Annotated in this window: 20 protein-coding genes and 1 pseudogene; 8 read left to right on the forward strand and 13 right to left on the reverse strand. The window is 65.4% G+C overall.

Annotated features, from left to right (window positions below; genetic code table 11):
• Positions 1-65: 65 nt before the first annotated feature.
• On the forward strand, positions 66-800 hold the full coding sequence (locus tag B2Z70_RS04550) for a DUF4908 domain-containing protein (RefSeq protein ID WP_040612686.1): 735 nt from the start codon (positions 66-68) through the stop codon (positions 798-800).
• Positions 801-803: 3 nt separating this feature from the next.
• Here the strand turns inward: B2Z70_RS04550 and B2Z70_RS04555 are convergent, their stop codons facing one another.
• On the reverse strand, positions 804-1,259 hold the full coding sequence (locus B2Z70_RS04555) for a cupin domain-containing protein (protein WP_156776235.1): 456 nt from the start codon (positions 1,257-1,259) through the stop codon (positions 804-806).
• A 61-nt stretch (positions 1,260-1,320) separates the two neighbouring features.
• Here B2Z70_RS04555 and B2Z70_RS04560 point away from each other — a divergent pair, with 61 nt between their 5' ends.
• Entirely contained in the window at positions 1,321-2,442 is a 1,122-nt protein-coding gene (locus B2Z70_RS04560; RefSeq protein WP_009802842.1) for a hypothetical protein, read from the forward strand.
• Here B2Z70_RS04560 and gloB read toward each other — a convergent pair whose 3' ends face one another.
• On the reverse strand, positions 2,443-3,210 hold the full coding sequence (gloB, locus tag B2Z70_RS04565) for a hydroxyacylglutathione hydrolase (RefSeq protein ID WP_292981557.1): 768 nt from the start codon (positions 3,208-3,210) through the stop codon (positions 2,443-2,445). It abuts the gene before it with no gap.
• 104 nt (positions 3,211-3,314) lie between these two features.
• Between gloB and B2Z70_RS04570 the strand changes: the two genes are divergently transcribed.
• Together B2Z70_RS04570 and hisC are read left to right on the forward strand one after the other, a co-directional pair.
• Positions 3,315-4,100 carry a class I SAM-dependent methyltransferase gene (locus B2Z70_RS04570; protein WP_009802844.1) on the forward strand — a complete coding sequence of 262 codons (786 nt, stop codon included), beginning with the start codon at positions 3,315-3,317 and terminating at the stop codon, positions 4,098-4,100.
• Positions 4,097-5,176, forward strand: coding sequence for a histidinol-phosphate transaminase (gene hisC, locus B2Z70_RS04575; RefSeq protein WP_009802845.1), 1,080 nt, complete (start codon positions 4,097-4,099; stop codon positions 5,174-5,176). The genes B2Z70_RS04570 and hisC overlap by 4 nt, the downstream gene beginning before the upstream one ends.
• A gap of 75 nt (positions 5,177-5,251) precedes the next feature.
• On the opposite strand, the gene B2Z70_RS04580 is transcribed toward hisC, so the two are convergent.
• Genes B2Z70_RS04580 through ftsE form a run of 5 tightly spaced genes read right to left on the reverse strand, consistent with a single transcriptional unit; the run spans position 5,252 to position 9,236 of the window.
• A complete protein-coding gene (locus B2Z70_RS04580; protein ID WP_292981562.1) occupies positions 5,252-6,295 on the reverse strand; it encodes a DUF2125 domain-containing protein in 1,044 nt (347 codons plus the stop codon).
• Positions 6,292-7,023, reverse strand: coding sequence for a lysophospholipid acyltransferase family protein (locus B2Z70_RS04585; RefSeq protein WP_292981565.1), 732 nt, complete (start codon positions 7,021-7,023; stop codon positions 6,292-6,294). The genes B2Z70_RS04580 and B2Z70_RS04585 overlap by 4 nt, the downstream gene beginning before the upstream one ends.
• A gap of 28 nt (positions 7,024-7,051) precedes the next feature.
• On the reverse strand, positions 7,052-7,621 hold the full coding sequence (locus B2Z70_RS04590; protein ID WP_241760708.1) for a YdcF family protein: 570 nt from the start codon (positions 7,619-7,621) through the stop codon (positions 7,052-7,054).
• The gene (locus B2Z70_RS04595) at positions 7,618-8,520 is read right to left on the reverse strand and encodes a cell division protein FtsX (RefSeq protein WP_009802849.1); all 903 of its coding nucleotides are present in this window, start codon (positions 8,518-8,520) and stop codon (positions 7,618-7,620) included. Before B2Z70_RS04595 ends, B2Z70_RS04590 begins: the two co-directional genes overlap by 4 nt.
• Positions 8,517-9,236, reverse strand: coding sequence for a cell division ATP-binding protein FtsE (gene ftsE / locus B2Z70_RS04600; protein ID WP_292981570.1), 720 nt, complete (start codon positions 9,234-9,236; stop codon positions 8,517-8,519). The genes B2Z70_RS04595 and ftsE overlap by 4 nt, the downstream gene beginning before the upstream one ends.
• Before the next feature lie 68 nt (positions 9,237-9,304).
• Here ftsE and B2Z70_RS04605 point away from each other — a divergent pair, with 68 nt between their 5' ends.
• Entirely contained in the window at positions 9,305-10,249 is a 945-nt protein-coding gene (locus B2Z70_RS04605; RefSeq protein WP_292981573.1) for a zinc-ribbon domain-containing protein, read from the forward strand.
• 3 nt (positions 10,250-10,252) lie between these two features.
• On the opposite strand, the gene B2Z70_RS04610 is transcribed toward B2Z70_RS04605, so the two are convergent.
• The 3 genes from B2Z70_RS04610 to argH are packed head-to-tail and all read right to left on the reverse strand — an operon-like array spanning position 10,253 to position 14,483.
• Complete coding sequence (locus tag B2Z70_RS04610) at positions 10,253-12,787, reverse strand: DUF4175 domain-containing protein (RefSeq protein ID WP_292981576.1); 2,535 nt, start codon at positions 12,785-12,787, stop codon at positions 10,253-10,255.
• Between the two features lie 47 nt (positions 12,788-12,834).
• The gene (lptM, locus tag B2Z70_RS04615) at positions 12,835-13,032 is read right to left on the reverse strand and encodes an LPS translocon maturation chaperone LptM (protein WP_009802852.1); all 198 of its coding nucleotides are present in this window, start codon (positions 13,030-13,032) and stop codon (positions 12,835-12,837) included.
• Complete coding sequence (gene argH / locus B2Z70_RS04620) at positions 13,029-14,483, reverse strand: argininosuccinate lyase (RefSeq protein WP_292981580.1); 1,455 nt, start codon at positions 14,481-14,483, stop codon at positions 13,029-13,031. Before argH ends, lptM begins: the two co-directional genes overlap by 4 nt.
• Positions 14,484-14,538: 55 nt before the next feature.
• Here argH and B2Z70_RS04625 point away from each other — a divergent pair, with 55 nt between their 5' ends.
• The 3 genes from B2Z70_RS04625 to B2Z70_RS04635 all read left to right on the forward strand — a co-directional run bounded on the left by B2Z70_RS04625 (position 14,539) and on the right by B2Z70_RS04635 (position 16,271).
• Complete coding sequence (locus B2Z70_RS04625; RefSeq protein ID WP_009802854.1) at positions 14,539-15,132, forward strand: TlpA family protein disulfide reductase; 594 nt, start codon at positions 14,539-14,541, stop codon at positions 15,130-15,132.
• A 69-nt stretch (positions 15,133-15,201) separates the two neighbouring features.
• Complete coding sequence (locus B2Z70_RS04630) at positions 15,202-15,702, forward strand: hypothetical protein (protein ID WP_292981583.1); 501 nt, start codon at positions 15,202-15,204, stop codon at positions 15,700-15,702.
• Complete coding sequence (locus tag B2Z70_RS04635) at positions 15,699-16,271, forward strand: hypothetical protein (protein ID WP_292981586.1); 573 nt, start codon at positions 15,699-15,701, stop codon at positions 16,269-16,271. The genes B2Z70_RS04630 and B2Z70_RS04635 overlap by 4 nt, the downstream gene beginning before the upstream one ends.
• Here the strand turns inward: B2Z70_RS04635 and B2Z70_RS04640 are convergent, their stop codons facing one another.
• The 3 genes and pseudogenes from B2Z70_RS04640 to B2Z70_RS04650 form a co-directional block, all read right to left on the reverse strand.
• Entirely contained in the window at positions 16,272-17,009 is a 738-nt protein-coding gene (locus B2Z70_RS04640) for a DUF3885 domain-containing protein (protein WP_292981589.1), read from the reverse strand.
• Between the two features lie 67 nt (positions 17,010-17,076).
• Positions 17,077-18,018 carry an electron transfer flavoprotein subunit alpha/FixB family protein gene (locus tag B2Z70_RS04645; protein ID WP_292981592.1) on the reverse strand — a complete coding sequence of 314 codons (942 nt, stop codon included), beginning with the start codon at positions 18,016-18,018 and terminating at the stop codon, positions 17,077-17,079.
• Position 18,019: 1 nt separating this feature from the next.
• A pseudogene (locus B2Z70_RS04650) lies at positions 18,020-18,233 on the reverse strand (electron transfer flavoprotein subunit beta/FixA family protein); the annotation flags it as partial.

An 18,233-nucleotide genomic window follows, 5' to 3' on the forward strand; every position in this document is an offset into this window, starting at 1 on the left:
GCCGAGCGCAGACAAGCCGCGCTCACGCCTCGAAATCGCCGTGAAGCGGATTACACTGTGCCTTCATGAAACGTGGAATTCTTGTCCTTCTCGTTCTCAGCGCCGGTCTGTGGGCGCTCGGAACCGGAGAAGGCGTCGCACAGAGCAACCCGTTCCGGCGCATGCTGGGGCAGGAAGTCCAGACCGTAGAGCGTTCGTTATGGTTCGAGCGCGCGGACGGACGCGGCGGCTTCACATTTGATCGTTCGGCCTCCATGCCGCTCATCCGCGCGGATGACGATGACGAGATCATGGCTGTTCATCAGGTGCGGGCGGCCGGGGGCGGCGAAGTCTGGATCACCGATACCGGACGCATGCTGCTGCGCCAGTCCAATCTGGGCGGCTGGACCTATTTCCCGTCTGACCGGCCCGACGGCGTGATCGTCGAACCCGTGGGACAGGCCCAGCCGCTCGCCGCCGAACCCATGGATGGCGAAGCGCTTGAGCGCGTGGCCACCGAGATGGCGCATGCTCTGGCCCAGATTTCCCGCAAGGAGGTGCTGGCGGAGCTCACGGCGCTCGACCCGGAAGGCAATGCGTATATGGCCGACGCCATGCGCATGGTGCGCCGGGGCGCTGATCTGGCGCCGCGCCGCACGGTGCGCGAGCTTGAAGTGGTTCGGCTGGGCATCGGCGAGGCGCCCCAGGTCAGCTATGACGGGCAGGTGCTGGATGTCTCCATCACCCCGTCGCTGGGATATGGGGGGCGACCCAGCTCGGCCCTGATCCGTCGCAGTTTTGAAAACCCGGCGCCGCGCTAGACCCTAGCCAGGCGCGCCGTCCGGCCCCGGCCGCCAGTCCTCCGGCGCCAGCTCGAAGCCGTCGAACTCGAACCCGGGCGCCACCAGGCAGCTGACCAGCGTCCAGGCGCCAAGGGATTCCGCCGTTTGCCAGGCATGAGCGGGAATGACCTGTTGCGGGCGTTCGCCCGCGCGCAGATTGGGGCCGAGTCTTTGATGGCGGGCGGTTGTCGCATCCTCGCTCCAGCTTAGCGACAGGGGGGCGCCCGCCTGCCACAGCCAGGTTTCGGCCGCGTCCACCTTGTGCCAGCGGGACACTTCATCCGCCGCCAGCAGGAAATAGATCGCCGTGAAGCGGGCCCGACCATCGGGTCCGGGTGCGTCCCGCCAGGTCTCGACATAGTGTCCTCCTTCGGGATGGGGCTTCATGCCCAGCATCCGGATGATCTCGTTGACTCCCATATCTCCGGATGGCGTCATGGCGCGCTCCTATTGGCCTGATTTTTGCAAGGCATTCCCGGAACAGAACAGGCGCAGGTTCATGACCCAGAATACCTTTGGTAAGCTGAAATTGCTCAAATCGGGTGGCTCGACAAGCCGCGTGATGGATTTGCTGTCTGTTCAGGAAAGCGCCGGCGCTCTGGGTCTGACCAGCAAGACCTCCATGTTCAACACCAAACGCCTGAACACCAGCTTCATTGTGAAACACACCCTGCGCGCCTGGGAGCGCGAGCAGGTCAGCGGCGCCCGCATCTCGGCCACCAAGATCATCATTCCGATGTCCGAGACGAATCTCGATTCAGGCGGACACAGCATTTTTGTCGAGGATCCGGGACTCGCCGAGAAACTCAGCACCCATCTGGGCGTCGCCAAGACCTTGCCGCGTTTCCGGGAGGATATTGCGCGCCTGCGCGAGCTCTGCGCCCTGCCGTCCTTCGATCCCTACCTGCTTTATGATCATTTCCGTCGCTCCAAGCGCAAGGTGTCTGACGCCTATTTCCAGATGAGCGCACAGGAGGTTTCCCAGATCAGCGAGTTCGTTGCGGGCCAGATCAATCTGCTGGTGCGCCGTGCGCTCAACACGGCCCAGGACGGCTCGCTCCTGCAGGCGCGTCGTTTGGCGAACACCCTCTTCGAGGACCATGAATCCGAGAAGCTGGATGTGCTGCGCAGCGCGCTGAACATGACGCCGGATCAGTACCGGCTGAGCATGAATGGCTGGAAGGGCACGCTGTATTATTGCTGGCGCGCCGGGGCCTGCGGCAAGGATCTGTCAGACTTCCTGACCGCGATCAACGCCCTCAATCTGGGCCAGCTGCATGCGACAGACCGGGACGAGTACCGCCAGCTGGTGGCGGGCGTGTCCAGCGAGGCCAAGCAGCGCTGGGCCCGGGTTCAGACCAAGCTTCAGCAGTACCATGATCAGTTCGCACGTTTTCTGAATCACGGTGATGGCGGCGCCCTGTCATCCTTCCTGAATGCGGCTCCGGAACTCTTTGTCGAGATGGGCGACGATATCAGCCGCATCCAGCATGTCTGCGCGTCCTGGCGGTTCTGGCAGGGTGATCGCAAGGCGTCAGAGCTTCCGGTTGCGGAAGGCCGCGCCCTCCTGCTCGATTATGACAGCGTTCTGAGCTTTGAAGAGCAGCGCAAGGCCGCCTGATCAGAAGCTGTCCTTGCGCCGACGCAGTTCGGCGAACACCTCTGCATCGCTGGCCGCTTGCAGACCGAGCCGCGCGCGCAGACCCTCGTCATCCCAACGCAGGAAGGGATTGGCTTCACATTCTGCGGCCAGAACCGTGGGGATTGTCGGCTTGTCCTCGGCCCTGAGCTCATCCACGCGCCGGGCGTAGCTCTGAAGCGCGGCGTTCTCCGGATCTACGCTCAACGCAAACCGGGCGTTCACCTGGGTGTATTCATGGGCGCAATAGATCACGGTTTCCGGCGGCAGACCGCGCAACCGCGCCAGTCCGGCCTGCATCTGCTGGGGCGTGCCCTCGAACATCCGCCCGCAGCCCAGGGCGAACAGGCTGTCCCCGACAAAGGCGACGCCCGCCTCCTCGAACCAGTAGGCCACATGACCGAGCGTATGCCCGCCGACATCCATGACCCGGGCGGTCAGGTTTCCAAGTGCGACCGCGTCACCGGCCGCGACAGGCTGGTCCACATGACCGATGGTGGCCGCTTCGGCCCTGGGCGCGACAATGCGGGCGCCCGTCGCCTGCCGGATCGCTTCATTGCCGCCGGCATGGTCCCAATGGTGATGGGTGTTCCAGATGGCGCGGATCGGCCAGTCCAGGGTCTGGGATTCTTTCAGGATCACATCCGCTTCCGGCGTGTCTATGCAGGCGGTCGCGCCCGTTTCCGAACAGCGGATCAGAAAGCCGTAATTGTCCTGAAGGCAGGGGAACTGCCGGATTTCAAGCGCCATCAGGCCGCCTCCCAAATGTGTAACCCTTGAACGAGAGCTGGGTCTTACCCTTATCAGGTCAAGAGCCTAGCATGGGGCTCGACCCGCTTGCCATGAGCTGACCGATGCGAACCGACGCCCTTGATATCGCCCGCTTCTACCGCACCCCGCCGGGCCGGGCCGCGCGGGATATGGTGCAGCGTCGCATTCTGGCGCTCTGGCCGGATGTGGACGGGCTCGACATGCTGGGATTTGGCTATGCGCCGCCCTATCTGGAGCCCTTCCGCGGGCGGGCGCGGCGCACCATCGCTTTCATGCCCGCCGCCCAGGGCGCGGTGCCCTGGCCCGCCCCCGGTGTGGGCAAGGGCGGGTTGAGCATGCTGGGCGACGAGCAACGGTTCGCCTTCAAGGAAGCGCTCTTTGACCGGGTGATCCTCGTGCATGCTCTGGAAGAGGCGGCTGATCCCGCCCGCCTGCTGCGCGAGGTCTGGCGGGTGATGGCGCCGGAAGGTCGCCTGCTGGTGATCGCGGCGCACCGGACCGGATTGTGGTCGCGCGCAGATTCCACTCCTTTCGGTCATGGCCGACCGTTTACGCGCAGCCAGCTCACCGGCCTGCTCAGCGATTCCCTGTTCGAACCGATCGCCTGGTCGCGCGCCCTGTTCACGCCGCCCTGGCGGTTCACTTGCGGACCCAAGACGGCGCGGGCGTTTGAAAGTGCGGGCGAGCGGCTCTGGCCGGCCTTTGGCGGACTGATCCTGAGTGAAGCGGTCAAGCATGTGGGCGCGGTGCGCGCGGGCGGCGCGACGCAGCGGGTGCGCAGAAAGGCGCTTGAAGGCGTCACAAGGCCCGCGCTATCTCCTCGGTCAGATCGCACACCGCATGAAGATGAGCAGAAAGGCGCACCATGACGCTCCAACCCCGTCCCGGTCTTCTCGACATCAAACCCTATGTGCCGGGCGCAGCCGCGCCGGAAGGGGCGGTGAAACTGTCCTCGAACGAGAACGCGCTGGGCTGCAGCCCCAAGGCGGCGGACGCCTTCAAGGCGGCGGCGAGTTCGCTGCACATCTATCCCGACGGCGGCGCGACCGAATTGCGCGAAGCCATCGCGAAAATGGAAAACCTCAAGGCCGAACAGATCGTCTGCGGCGCAGGCTCGGACGAGCTGCTGCAGCTGATCGGCAAGGCCTATCTCGGCCCCGAGGACAAGGTGGTCCAGAGCCAGTATGGCTTCCTGGTCTATCGTCTGGTGGCGATGCAGTCCGGCGCCCGGATCGTGTCTGCGCCTGAAAAGAACTATACCGCCGATGTGGACGCGCTGATCGAGACGGCGGGTGATGACGCCAAGATCGTCTTCCTGGCCAATCCCAACAATCCGACCGGCACCTGGATCCCGGGCTCGGAAATCCGTCGCCTGCGGGAGGGGCTACCGGATTCCACCCTGCTGGTGATCGACTGCGCCTATGGCGAGTTCGTCGATGCGCCGGAGTACGAAGACCCGCTGGCGCTGGTGGCTGAGTACGACAATGTGGTCGTGACCCGCACCTTCTCGAAAATTCACGGCCTGGCCGGTCTGCGTCTGGGCTGGATGTATGGTCCCAAGGACGTGGTGGATGTGATCCACCGCGTGCGCGGCCCGTTCAACGTCAACCTGCCCGCCATCGAGGCTGGGACCGCCGCTATTCAGGACCGCGACTTCCTGAAGAAGTCCAAAGAGCACAATGACCGCTCGCTGGCCTTCCTGACCCAGCAACTGGGCGGTCTGGGCTATGATGTGACGCCGTCGGTGTGCAATTTCGTGCTGGTGCATTTCCCCGAAACGCCGGGCAAGACCGCCGATGACGCGAACAAATTCCTCGCCGAGCGCGGCCTGATCGTGCGGGGCGTGCAGCCCTATGGCTTGCCGAACGCGCTGCGCATCTCGGTGGGGCTGGAAGAGCACAACCGCGCCGTGGTTGAAGCGCTCGAGGCCTTCGCCAAGGCGTAAGCGCGCCAGCGCTCAACGGTCGAAAAAAGCCCCGGACGCCAGGCGTCCGGGGCTTTTGCGTGTCTGCGGCGGCGCCTAGTCCAGTGCGCCGACTTCGCCGATCCGGGCGGGCCCCAGGAACAGGCCGCCATCCTGCAACAGGAAGGGCAGGGCGATGCCCTCGTCACGGCGCGGCGCCATCATGGCCGCCAGACGCAGCGCAGCGCCCTGTTCGTCATAGACGAGGCGGGCGTCTTCCAGCGCCGAAATCAGACTTTCAGGGTCGGAGACCACCACGCTCAATCGACCCGCAGGGCGGATCTCGCGATCCAGCGTGATCTCGCCCGACCCGGTCAGGGCGGCCGGGCCCCAGTCAAGCCGGGTTTGCCGGATGACAAGACGGCCGCCGGCGCGGGACCAGGCCAGCGGGTCTCCCGCCAGGGACAGGGTGTCGAATTCTGTCAGCACGCTATCAAGCTGAACAAGCGTGACGGTGTCGCCAAAGGCGGACTGAAGCGGATTGTCGAGCTGGCTGTCATGAAACCGCATGCCTTCGACTTCGAACCCGCTGATGAATTCGCCTGTCTCGGCCATGCGCCCGTTCATTGCAAAGCGCTCGACGGCGCCGATCATCGGTTCGGGTCCGGACAGGGCCTCAATGGACAGGGCGTTGATTTCCGCGCCGATCTGGCTCGTGACTCCCTTGCGGGTGATGAGGCTGAGGCGCGCCTTTTCACTGACGAGGGCGTACTGAGAGCGCTCGCCATCAATGCGCGTATCCAGAATGGCGTTCTGGCCCAGCGTGACGATCCAGTGATCAAGATTGTAGAACTGGGCGCTGGCGGCGGCGGCGTCCATGGAAATCCGCCAGCCTCCGTCCGTGGCCGGCGCGCTGACTTCCGCTTCGCTCAGATGGATGGTGAAGCGGAACGGATAGCCGCGCACCTTCATCGTGGAATAGTCAATGGCGTATCCCGCCTCGACCTTGTCCTCGATCCAGGCCTCGGCGGCGGTGTGGATCTGGCCGGACATGATCACCCAGTAGGCCGCGTGGATGACGATCGCCAGCGCGAGCGCGCCAAAGGGAAGATACAGGCCGAGCCGGGAATGGGGGCGAGCCGGGGCGTGTTGGGCGGTCATGCTGCGGCCTCGGCGGAATGGGAGGCCGGCAGAAGCGCGTCCGAAGCGGTCTCGATCCGGGTTTGAAGTTCAGCCATGAAGGCGTCCTTGCTCAGGCCCGGTTCGATCGCGGGCAGGAATTGCACAATGATCACGCCAGGTCTGCGCACGAAGCCATGGGGCGGCCAGTAGAGGCCGGAATTGAGCGCAACAGGGACGCAGGGCGTTTTCATCGCCTTGTATAGCCCCACGACACCGGGTTTGTAGCTGTCGCTTTCACCCGGCTCCAGGCGCGTGCCCTGCGGGAAGATTACGACCTGACGGCCTTCCTCGGCGCGCTGGCTGGCCTGTTTGAGCATGTCGCGCAGGGCTTTGGCGCCCGCGGAGCGGTCTACCTTGATGTTCTTGAGCTTCATGGCGTACCAGCCAAAGAAGGGCAGATAGGCCAGCTCCTTCTTCAGAATGATCGCCGGATCATCCAGAATCGCCCAGAAGGCCAGGGTCTCGAACATGGACTGGTGCTTGGAGGCGACGAGGGCGCCGCCCTTCGGCAGATGCTCGCGTCCACGGACCTCATAGCGAATGCCGCAGATCAGTCTGAGGCCGCCGAAGACCAGGGCCAGATAGACGCGCATGCAGCCTTTCACGCCGCTGCGCGGGCCGAGCAGGAACGGGGCGCAGACAATCCCCATCACCACCATCAGCCCGTACATCCAGACGACGAAAATTGCAGACCTGAGTGCGGCCACGTAGCTCTCCTAGACAGTTCAGATGGGCTTAAAGCGTGCGAACGCGTTCGCGTCCATAGACGGCGGCGTATTTTACATACTCCACCAGCCATCGCCGCGCTTCATGGCCGCCGCTCCAGGGCGCCGGCGCCGGCACGCCATAGGCCACCAGTCGGACATCCGGCATCGCCGCCTGCAGCTCCAGTAGCGCGCGGGGCATGTGATAGTCGCTGGTGACGACGATGATCCGGTCATAGCCGTGCTGGCGGGCCCAGGCGGCGGTCTCGGCGGCGTTGCCGATGGTGTCGGCGGCCTGAAGTCCGAAATCCACGCAGCATTCGAAGAGCGCCTGAGACGCCCCGGCCGCGGCGGCGATATCAGCCGGCGGACTGTCCGGATTGACCCCGGAGATCAGCAGGCGTCGCCCCGAGCCGTCCTGCAACAAGGCGGCGGCGGTGCTCACGCGGTTGGGACCGCCTGTCAGCACCACAATCGCCTGTCCGCGCACGGAGGCGTCGGGGGTGAAGGTGCGGGCCTGGCGTACAAACAGCGCAAAGCCCACCACGAAGGCGGTCAGAAGGATGAAGGCGGTCAGCCTTAGAAACCGCCCGCCGCTCATGACCATCGCGCCTTCAGATCGCTGGAGACGGCCGTGCGCGCGGCGACGGCGGCGATGAGCGCTGCAATCAGGGCGGCGAGGGGCGGGATCATCAGCGCGCTCCAGCCCAGCTCCAGCGTGGGCACAAAGAACAAGCCGCCAGAGGCCGCCCCGGCCTGCGCCAGCCCCAGGGCGGCGAGCGCCGCGGCGATGGATCCGGTCAGACCCGATTTGAGGCCCAGAAAGAAGAACCGTTCCTGAAACAGGCCCGTGACATAGCGGTCGGGCGCCCCGACCAGATGCAGGGCTTCAGCCACGTCCCAGCGAGCGGCGAGCGAGGCGCGCGCGGCGAAGGCCACCACGGCCGCGGCGGCGACGGTCAGCAGGAGCACCAGTCCGAGGGCGAAATAGCGCACGGCGTTCGCGGCGCGCTGCACAGCGTCTTCCCAGCGTTGATGATCGTCGACAAGTATCTCATAGGGCTCGTCCGCCAACAGCGCCTCGATGGCGCCATTGGCCGGTGGGTTGTCGGCATTGATCTGCACCGCCACCAGCCGGGGGACCGGCAGGTCTTCGGGCAGGTCCGCCGATCCCAGCCAGGGGCTGACCAGGCGCTCGGCTTCGGCCCGGTCCATGGCGATCACGCCGGTCACGCCGGGCAGGCGGGCGATGGCTTCGGCGGCGGCGACGGCGTCTGCATCCGCATCACGATCCTCGCCGGGCAGGATCTGGACGGTGATCTCGGCGGTCAGCTGATCGGTCCAGCCATCCGCCGCGCGCCAGGCGCCCGCGGCGCCAAAGGCGGACAGGCAGGCCAGAAAGACCAGGATCGCCGCCACGGCGAAGAGCGGTCGGTCCCGCCCCGAATCAGGCGGCAGAAGCGGCGCGACCCGTTGGGCTTTGGACTTGTCCTGGCTCATGCGGCGCGCACCTTGCCCACCAGTCGGCCCTCGGACAGCTCCAGCACCGGCGCGTTCAGGCTGTTCACGAGGGTCAGGTCGTGGGTCGCCATCAGGATCGTCGCGCCCAGCCGGTTCAGCTCGACGAACAGGCGCAGCAGGCGCCGCGCCATCTCAGGGTCCACATTGCCCGTCGGCTCGTCCGCGATCAGCAGGTCGGGCTTGGAGATCACCGCGCGGGCGATCGCGGCGCGTTGCTGCTCTCCGCCCGACAGGGTCGAGGGAAAGGCGTCCATGCGCTCGCCCAGACCGACCCAGGCCAGAAGTTCGGCCACATCCTCGGCATAGCTTGAGCGCGCCTGGCCTGCGACGCGCAGGGGCAAGGCGACATTGTCGAAGACGGTCAGGTGGTCTAGCAGGCGAAAGTCCTGAAACACCACGCCAATCCGGCGGCGCAGAGCCGGCAGGGCGTCACGCGGCAGAAGCGAGGCGTCGCGTCCGAACAGATTGATCAGGCCACGGGACGGGCGCTCGGCGCGATAAATAAGTCGCAGCAGTGAAGACTTTCCCGCGCCGGACGGTCCGGTGAGGAAATGGAAACTTCCACTTGGTAACTCAAAGCTTAGGTCGCTGAGCACTTCCGGGCCCCGACCATAGCGCATGCCCACGGAATCAAACCGCACCGCCGTTTCAAAGGCGGGCGCGTTTGGAGCCGGATCATTCGGGTGTGAGCTCATGGGTCTGGCGTACCGCAGCTTGGCGTGAATTCGAAGTCGACTATGCAGGACAAGCGAGGCGTCCGTCCATGATCGTGACCTGTCCCAGCTGCGAGGCGAAGTATCGCGTGGATGCCGACGCCCTGGCCGCGCGCGGCAACAAGGTGAAGTGCGCCGCCTGTGCGCACTCCTGGGTCGTGGAGGATGAGGGGCTGACCCTGAACGAGCCGGTCGAGCCCTCTTTCGATCCGTCTCCGGCGCCGTCAGAGGCCGAGCCGCAAGCTGACGCCGAACCCGCGCCATCGATTCGTGAAAAGCCCGCCGCCGCCGTGCGCGCGCGCGCCGAACAGCAACGCCTCAAACAGCGCAAGGCCGTGGAAGGCGCCGGCTGGGCCGGCGTCGCCGCCTGCCTGGCCGTGGCGCTGATCGGCGCGGTGATCTTCCGCGTCAATATCGTGCAGACCTGGCCGCGCACCGCCGGCGCCTATGCCGCTGTGGGCATGGACATCAACCCTTACGGGCTGGAAGTGGGCATGCTGACCGCCAGCTTTGAAGAGGGCGGTCTCCATGTCGAAGGCGTTCTGGAGAACATTACAGGCGGCGATCGCCCGACCGTGCCGCTGAGCGCGCGTGTTCTGGATTCCCAGGGCGCGGTGCTGGAAAGCTGGCCGGTGGCGCTGGAATCCGCCTCTCTGCCGGGCGGCGGCGCCGAACGGTTCTACACGACGCTGGAAACCGTGCCCGAGGGCGCGGTCCGGGTCGAGGTGATCATCGCTGATACGGGCGCCGCAACGCCGGAAGCGGCTCATGGTGATCCCACGGCCGCTCACGATGACGCTGCGATGTCACATGGTGACGCTCATGCGGGGGGCGATCATTCGGGCGGACAAGCCGCGCCTGCGGCGACCGATCACGGCGACGCCGCGTCGCATGATCCTCATGCCCCGGCAGATCATGGCGCCGCACAGGGTGATGACCACGGCGCGGCCGAAGACCACGCGGCGCCCCAGCCTCACGCCAGCGATCATCACTAGCGCCTAGAAGCGTTCCAGCAGCCGGTCGATATAGTCGAGCTCTTCCTGCGGGCGGCCTCGCTCCGCGGCCCGGCGACGCAATTCTTCCAGGATGTCGCGGGCGCGCTGACGTTCGCTTTCGCTGGGCAGTTGGGTGTCCTGCCCTTCCGCGGCGCCGCGGCCAAGCGGATCATTGCCCTCGCCCTCTTCACCCTGATTGAGCTCCTGCTCCAGCGCTTCAGCGGCTGATTGCGCCGCACTGCGGAGTCCCGCCAGCGCTTCGTCCTGACGCGCGAGCGCGTCCTCGCCATCCCCTTCACGCAGGGCGCGGGCGGCATCCTCCATGGCGCGGCGGGCATCCTGCAGGGCCTGTCGGGCGTCCTCGCCGGCTTCGCTGCCGGGCATGGCGTCTTCGATGTCGCCAAGGCCGCCGGGCAGGTTTTCCTGCGGCTCCGCCAGCTCCTGCAGACCACGCCCCGAGGCGCCGTCCTGACGTTCAAAGCTTTGCGGGCCCTCAAGGGAATCGTCAGTCGAACCACCGCGCTCAGGCTCGCCGGGCGCGAGCGGGTCTGACAGCGGGTCGCGACCGGACGGGCCCTGCTGGCCCTCTTGTTGCTCTCGCTGGGCGTTGAAGGTGTCCTCCATCAGCCCGCGCTGTTCATTGATGGCGTCGCTCAGCTCCTCGAGCGCCTCGCGCATGGCCTGGGCGGCGGCGCTTTCGCCCTCTCCATCGCCATTGCCCTGCCCCAGGGTGACCTGCATGTTGCGCAGGAGTTCGGCCAGCATGGCGAGCGCCTGACGCGAGCCTTCGGTGTCGCCAAGCTCGGTGGCTTCGCGCAGGGCTTCCAGCAATTGCTCCAGCATGTCCGCAGACATGTTGCCGCCCCCGCCGCCCTCGGCGAAGCGGCCCGCTTCAGCGGCCTCGCGCATCAGAAGCTGCATGTAGCGGTCCATGGCCTGCTCGAAGGCGTCCATCAGGGCGGAGATCTCGATCTGGTCCGCGCCGCGCGCCAGGGCGTCGGCCAGCGCGCGTTCAGCGGCTGCGAGCGCGGCTTCCGCATCGGCCAGACTGCCCAGCTCGGCGCGCAGGGCGATGTCCCACAGATCGCCCTCCATATGATCAAGCTCATCAAGCTCGCGCGCCCGACGCACCTCCATCAGGGCGGTGCGCAAGCCCATCCAGACAATCGCATCGTCGAAATAGGAGGAGGGCGCATCACTGACGGCGTTGAGCGCCATGGCGAGGCGACGTATTTCGTCAGGAGCGCGTTCCAGACGGCGCTGGGGCTGATCATCCAGATAGGGCCGCTCGCGCGGCGGGCCGTCGGGCATGGCGGCGTAGCTGTCATCGACCTGGAGGAAACGACGGCGTTCGCTGGCGACCGACCGGGCCAGAGGATCGAGAAACACCCGTTGGGGCAGGGTGATCGTCATCTCCCCGCTTTGCCCGCGCTGGCCGGCGCCATCGACGCCTGCAAGCCGGATCACCACGCGCTCGCCGGCGAGCGGGCTGCGCGACAGGTCGATTTCGGCGAGATCCAGACCGCCTTCAGACGGGCGGATCTGACCGGGTGTGATCTCCTGGCTCTGAAAGACGGCGGCGGGCTGGCTCTCATCCGCCGGGGCCCGGGCGTATTCCAGCCAGATCGTCTCGAGCCCGTAATCATCCTCGGCGACAAATTCGAGCTTCAACCGGCCCTGCGCATCGCCCTCGGGTTCGGCTGCAAAGGTCAGATGCGGCGGCGTATCCTCAATCAGGGTGAAGTCCACGCTTTCACGCAGGCGGCCCGCCCGCAGGCTGATCACGCCATCTGACTGGGGCGTGATGCGCGCCAGTTGCACGCCCTCGGACAGAGTTTCGGTCTCGAACGGCGCGCCAGAGATGCTGGGCGCGCGATTGAGACCGGCGATGCGGGCGAAAAGCGTCGAGCCCTCCGGGATTTCAGCAGTGCGGCGATCGCGCAGGAACAAAGCGGGGCGACCGGTGTAGTCAGGCGCCTCAACCCAGAGATCAACGCGGGCATCCTGACCGCCGCCCGCCAGAAGCCGTGGTGCGAAGGCGTCTCCCAGACGCGGGCCCGCCAGATCGCCTGCCAGGAAGCCGCCGGTCAGCAGGACGATGATGAGGCTGACGCGCAGGCCATAGGGATCAAGCCGCCCCCAGGCCGCTTTGGGGCGGCGCGCCCTGGCGGTTGCAAGTCGCGCCTTCATGCGCTCGATATGGGCGGACCAGAGCTGCGGATCGCCAGACGCGGGCGCATCGCGCAGCGCCTCGAACGGACGATCTTTCAGACCGCTATCGTCTTCCACACGGCGTTCGATTTCGGTCCGGTCCGGAACCGTGAACAAGGGCAGTTTCCAGCGGATCCAGGCCGCGGCTGCGCCCAGCGTCATCGCCAGCGCGATCAGCCGCCAGGGGTCGCCCAGACGTTCGAATGCGCCAAACAGGGCAAGCGCCAGATAGGCGCCCAGCAGCGCCGCCGGGCCGATCAGCACCGGAGCCGCGCGCTCCCACAGGAGCGCAATGCGTGCGCGAAGGAAGGCGTGCGAGCGTTGCATGACTGGAAGGCTATACGCTCAGGACCGGCTTTGCACGGGGGAAAGCCCTAGCGGGTTTCACCGTTTGCAGTGGCCTCGGCTTGCGCCTCGGCGGGGGCGTCCTCGGTCTCATAGGCGCGCTCCTCATCGGTGCGCTCGTCCGGTCCCCAGAAGGGCGGGGGACGTTCGAGATCACCGCGAATGCCGCAGCCCGACAACACCATCGCCGCCGCGAATCCCAGAAAGGCGAGGGTCAGTTTCTTCATGCCGTCTCTCCATCGGCGTCTGCGTCAAACAGCTCCGCCTCAAACTCGAAATGCTCTTTCCAGGCCTGCACCTGTTCGCGGACGCGCACCGGTGCGGTGCCGCCATAGCTGGTGCGGCTCTCCATGGAGGCACGCGCGGAGAGCACCGTAAAGACCCGGTCGTCGATGCGCGGCTCGATGGCCTGATACTCGGCGAGCGGCAGGTCTTTCAGCGGCACGCCCCTGGCTTCGGCGGCCTTCACGGCGGAGCCTGACACATGGTGGGCGTCACGGAAGGGCATGTTCAGCTCGCGCACCAGCCAGTCCGCGAGGTCGGTGGCGTCGGAATAGGATTCCCCCGCCGCCGCTTCAAGCGTGTCCCGGTTGAAGCTGAGATCGGACGCCATGCCGGTCATCGCCGCGACCGCGAGCGCCAGGTCATCAAAGGCGTCGAAGACCATCTGCTTGTCTTCCTGCATGTCCTTGGAATAGGCGAGCGGCAGGCCCTTGCAGACAATGATCAGCCCCTGCAGCGCGCCGGAAATGCGGCCCGGCTTGGCGCGCACCAGCTCGGCGGCGTCGGGATTGCGCTTTTGCGGCATGATCGAGCTGCCCGTGGAGAAGGCGTCGGTCAGCTGGGCGAAGCGGAAGCGACCCGAAGTCCACAGGACGATCTCTTCGGCGAAACGCGACAGGTTCACCGCCGTAATCGCCGCCGCCGCCAGCGCTTCCAGCGCGAAGTCGCGCGAGGACACCGCGTCGAGCGAGTTCGCCATGGGCACGTCAAAGCCAAGGGCGTCCGCCGTCATTGAACGGTCGATCGGGAAGGCGGTGCCAGCTAGCGCGGCCGCGCCCAGAGGGCATTCATTCAGGCGGTCGCGCGCATCCAGCAGGCGGCCCCGGTCGCGCTCGGCGGCCTCGACCCAGCACAGAAGATGGTGGCCCAGCGAAATGGGCTGGGCGGTCTGAAGATGGGTGAAGCCCGGCATCACCCAGTCGGCATGGGCCTCGGCCTGTTTGACCAGCGCTTCCTGGTAGGCGCGCAGGCCCTTCGCCGCGTCATCCAGAGCGCCGCGCAGCCAGAGGCGGAAGTCCGTCGCGACCTGGTCATTGCGTGAGCGGGCGGTGTGCAGGCGGCCGGCAGGGGCGCCGATCTTGTCCTTCAGCGCCGCCTCGATATTCATGTGCACGTCTTCAAGCTCGGGCTTCCACTCAAACTGGCCCGCGAGAATGTCATCGCGGATCGCGACAAGGCCCGAGGTGATCGCCTGCTCGTCCTCGCTTGAAATCACACCGCAGGCGGCCAACATCCGCGCATGGGCGAGGGAGCCGGCGATATCCTGTTCAAAAAGTCGTTGATCCACGCCCACGGACGCATTGATGGCTTGCATCACGGCGGAAGGTCCGGCGTTAAATCGGCCGCCCCAGATTCCGCTGGCCTGAGCGTTCTGGGGTTTTACATCTTCGGTCATGGGCGATGCGTCCTTGGGCGGGGTTCGCGAACGAACCGGTAGGAAAGAGGTCGAAATGAAAACGCCGACATTGAAAACGGGCATTATCGCGGTCGGCGGCATTGGCGCTTTGGCCATCCTATACGTCATTTTCAGTTCGTTTGTCAGTTCCACCCATGGCCCGCTCGACAGTTACGCCGTGGGGACAATGGCGAAATTCCGAACGGTCCCCGAGGCGCCGGACCAGCCGCAGAACACTCTTGTCACCGAAACGGGCGAGGAGCTGACGCTTGCGGACATGCGCGGCAAGATCGTGCTGGTGAATTTCTGGGCGACCTGGTGCGCGCCCTGCGTTGTGGAGATGCCGTATCTGGACGCGCTCCAGGGCCGTTATGGTTCGGACGCGTTCGAGGTCGTCACCATTTCCATGGATCGCCGGATCGAGGAGCCGCTCGCCTTTTTCGAAGAGTACGAGCTCGAGAACCTGAACTTCTATTTCGACCCCGGAATGAGCATCGCCTTTGGCGTGATGGGCAGCGCCAATCGCGGCCTGCCGCTGACCATCCTCTATGACCGCAATGGTCAGGAGATCGGGCGTCTGGCGGGCGAAGCGGAATGGGACAGCCCGGAAGCCCATGCGCTAATCGAAGCCGCGCTGGAGCGGTATTAACGCGCCTTCACTTGCCTTTAAGACCGGGAGCGGTCCCAATCAGGCTTTCAGTCTGGGGAGGACGCTGTCATGAAACATCTGATGATCTTTGGCGCGGGCTTGGCCGCATTGGGGCTTTCCGCGCCAGCCCTGGCGCAGGAAACGACGGGCGAAGCCGTCGAGGCGCTCTATGACGTCATCTCGGGCCCGGTCGGCGAGGTGCGCGATTGGGACCGCTTCCGGGCGATGTTCCTTGAAGGCGCGCAGATGACGGTGCTGGCGCCGCAGCCCGATGGCGAGGACCGCGTCGTGACCCTCACTATCGAGGATTATGTCAGCCGCAATGCCGAGCGCCTGTCCGAAATGGGCTTCACCGAAGCCGAGACCCGGCGTCAGACCCATGTCTATGGCGGGCTCGCCACGGTCCTGAGCGCCTATGAAGCGACGCGCGCGGATACCGGCGAGACCTTCGCCACGGGGGTCAACACCATCGTGCTGGCGCGGCAGGAGGGCGTGTGGAAAGTCGCCAGCCTCGCCTGGCGGTCGGAGACCGGGGACTGGCCGGTCGAGCGAGCGTTCGAGACTCAATGATGCACGCCCAAGATGTTGAGGCGGCTGAGGCTTTGTTTGAGCAGACCCAGAAGCAGTTTGGCGTTCTGGCCACACTCGGTTCCGCTTTGAACCTCGGCGCTCTGGCCGGCTTCAATCCCAGAACGCGAAGCCATCGCGTCAAGACGATGAGGCGCTCTGATCGCGCCATAAGGCTTGAGACGGGTCTTGCTGGCATGGGGGCGGCCGGGCTGTCCTATTTCACGGGCCTGGCCGTTGTGAGCAAGGAGCAGGCCGAGGCCGCGTTCCGCTATACCGCAATCGTCAATTTCACCGCTCCCATTACGGTTCTCGTGATCTTCAACCAGATCCTCGAGGGCGGGATCATGGGCGCACTCGGGAGCGGTTCAGACCTCGAGGGCTGGGTGCTCAGCCTTCTGGCCGCCGCCTTTGTGGTGACCATGGTCGGGGTGGTGTCCTACGCCTATATCGGCGCTCAGATGGCGCGTGACGTCCTGCATCTGGCCCAGCTGGAGCAGGCGCGGCGCGGGAGTTTCAGTCCGGCTGGGCCAGAGGCGGAAGACGGAATGGTGGAGCCGCCCGATCTCTAGTCAAAGAGAACCCGGCGAAGAAGCCTGTTCAGCTTCGCTCTCGTCCATCACATCAAGATGGCTAGGATAGCCTTTGCCAGGAACAGGCAACCAGTCTGAAAACTCTTCTCGAACCGCGTCTCGCTCATCCGCCGTCTCCAGAAAAACATCAAAGCCGCCATGATAGGGGATGAAAGTGGCGCCTGTGTCTGGCGCATGCCAGACGATAAAGAACTCGCGCTCGTGCGCCAGATCTTCGAAGATTTTCTGGCGACAACTCTTTGCCGGTCCGGGACCAATATAGGCGCGCATGAGGTATTCGTCGTCGAGGGGGAGGTTGAAAGCCCTCTCTTCGCTCCAGACGAAGCCGGGTTTGAGACCGTCTGCCTCCCATTTGTGCTGGCGACGCTTCCCCTCGATCAGGTCGAGCCGGAAGGGGCGCCAGCGGTCCGTCCAGAACGGAAGGAACGTGATCCAGAGCGGGACAAACCTGATCCAGTCCGGATATCCTCGGACCTCTTCGGAGGTGCTGACGGAGAAACCTGCAGCCATTGCGTCCGGAAACAGCCAAGCGATTAGAGCCTCGGCCCGTTCCAGATAGATGGCCATTTCCGCAGGGGTGTCCAAATACTCCTTACTGTCAGGCAGGGCATGGAAGCGGGTCCATGCTTCGGGTCGGGTAAAGGACAGGCCCCATCCGGCCATCACCCCCTGACCATGCCAGCGCCGCCAACCTGCTTCGAACTCTTCGGGGGTCATGAGCGTCTCCACAAAAAACCCCGGAAGCACGGCTTCCGGGGTTTTCCTTGGGTCTGTCGGAAGCGGCCTAGTAGCCCGCTTTCTCAAGCTCGGCTTCAAACGCCGGGACAGCGTCGAACAGGTCTGCGACCAAGCCGTAATCGGCGACGGAGAAAATCGGGGCTTCCTCGTCCTTGTTGATCGCGACGATGACCTTGGAGTCCTTCATGCCCGCCAGGTGCTGGATCGCGCCGGAAATGCCGACGGCGATGTACAGTTCCGGGGCGACCACCTTGCCGGTCTGGCCGACCTGATAGTCGTTCGGCACGAAGCCCGCATCGACCGCGGCGCGCGAGGCGCCCACAGCGGCGTTGAGCTTGTCGGCGACCTTTTCAAGGATGGCGAAGTTCTCGCCATTGCCCATGCCGCGGCCGCCGGAGATGACGATCTTGGCCTGGGTCAGTTCCGGACGGTCCGATTTCGAGAGCTCTTCGGAGACGAACTCGGAGTTCGCGCTCGGCGCCGGAGCGTCGATCGTGTCCACGGAGGCCGAACCGCCGTCACCCGCCTTCTCGAAGGTGGTCGGACGCACGGTGATGACCTTCTTGGCGTCGTTGGATTTGACAGTCAGCATCGCATTGCCCGCATAGATCGGGCGCACGAAGGTGTCCGCGCTTTCAACAGCCGTGATGTCGGAGATCAGCATGACGTCGAGCTTGGCGGCGACGCGCGGCATGAAGTTCTTACCCACGGTCGTGGCCGGGGAAAGAATGGCGTCGTAATCGCCCGCGATGGAGACCACGAGGGCTTCCATGGCTTCAGCCAGCTTCTTCTCGAGCGTGTCGGAATCGGCGTGCAGGACTTTCGCAACGCCGTCGAGCTTGCCGGCGGCTTCGGCCACCGCGCCCGCGCCCTTGCCGGCGACCAGCACGTGAATGTCGCCGCCGATCTTGGAAGCGGCGGTCACGGCGGCGCGGGTGGCGTCGTTCAGTTCCGCGTTGTCGTGTTCAGCAATAACGAGAACAGTCATCTTAGATCACCCCCGCTTCGTTCTTCAGCTTGTCGACCAGCTCGGCCACGGTCTCGACCTTGACGCCGGCTTCACGCTTGGGCGGCTCGGAGACCTTCACGACTTCAAGACGCGGGCTGATGTCCACGCCGTAATCGTCCGGGGTCTTGGCGTCGATCGGCTTGCGCTTGGCCTTCATGATGTTCGGCAGAGACGCATAGCGCGGCTCGTTCAGG

Origin of the sequence: Oceanicaulis sp. UBA6590 (genome assembly GCF_002433705.1) — a bacterium.
Taxonomy (GTDB): Bacteria; Pseudomonadota; Alphaproteobacteria; order Caulobacterales; family Maricaulaceae; genus Oceanicaulis.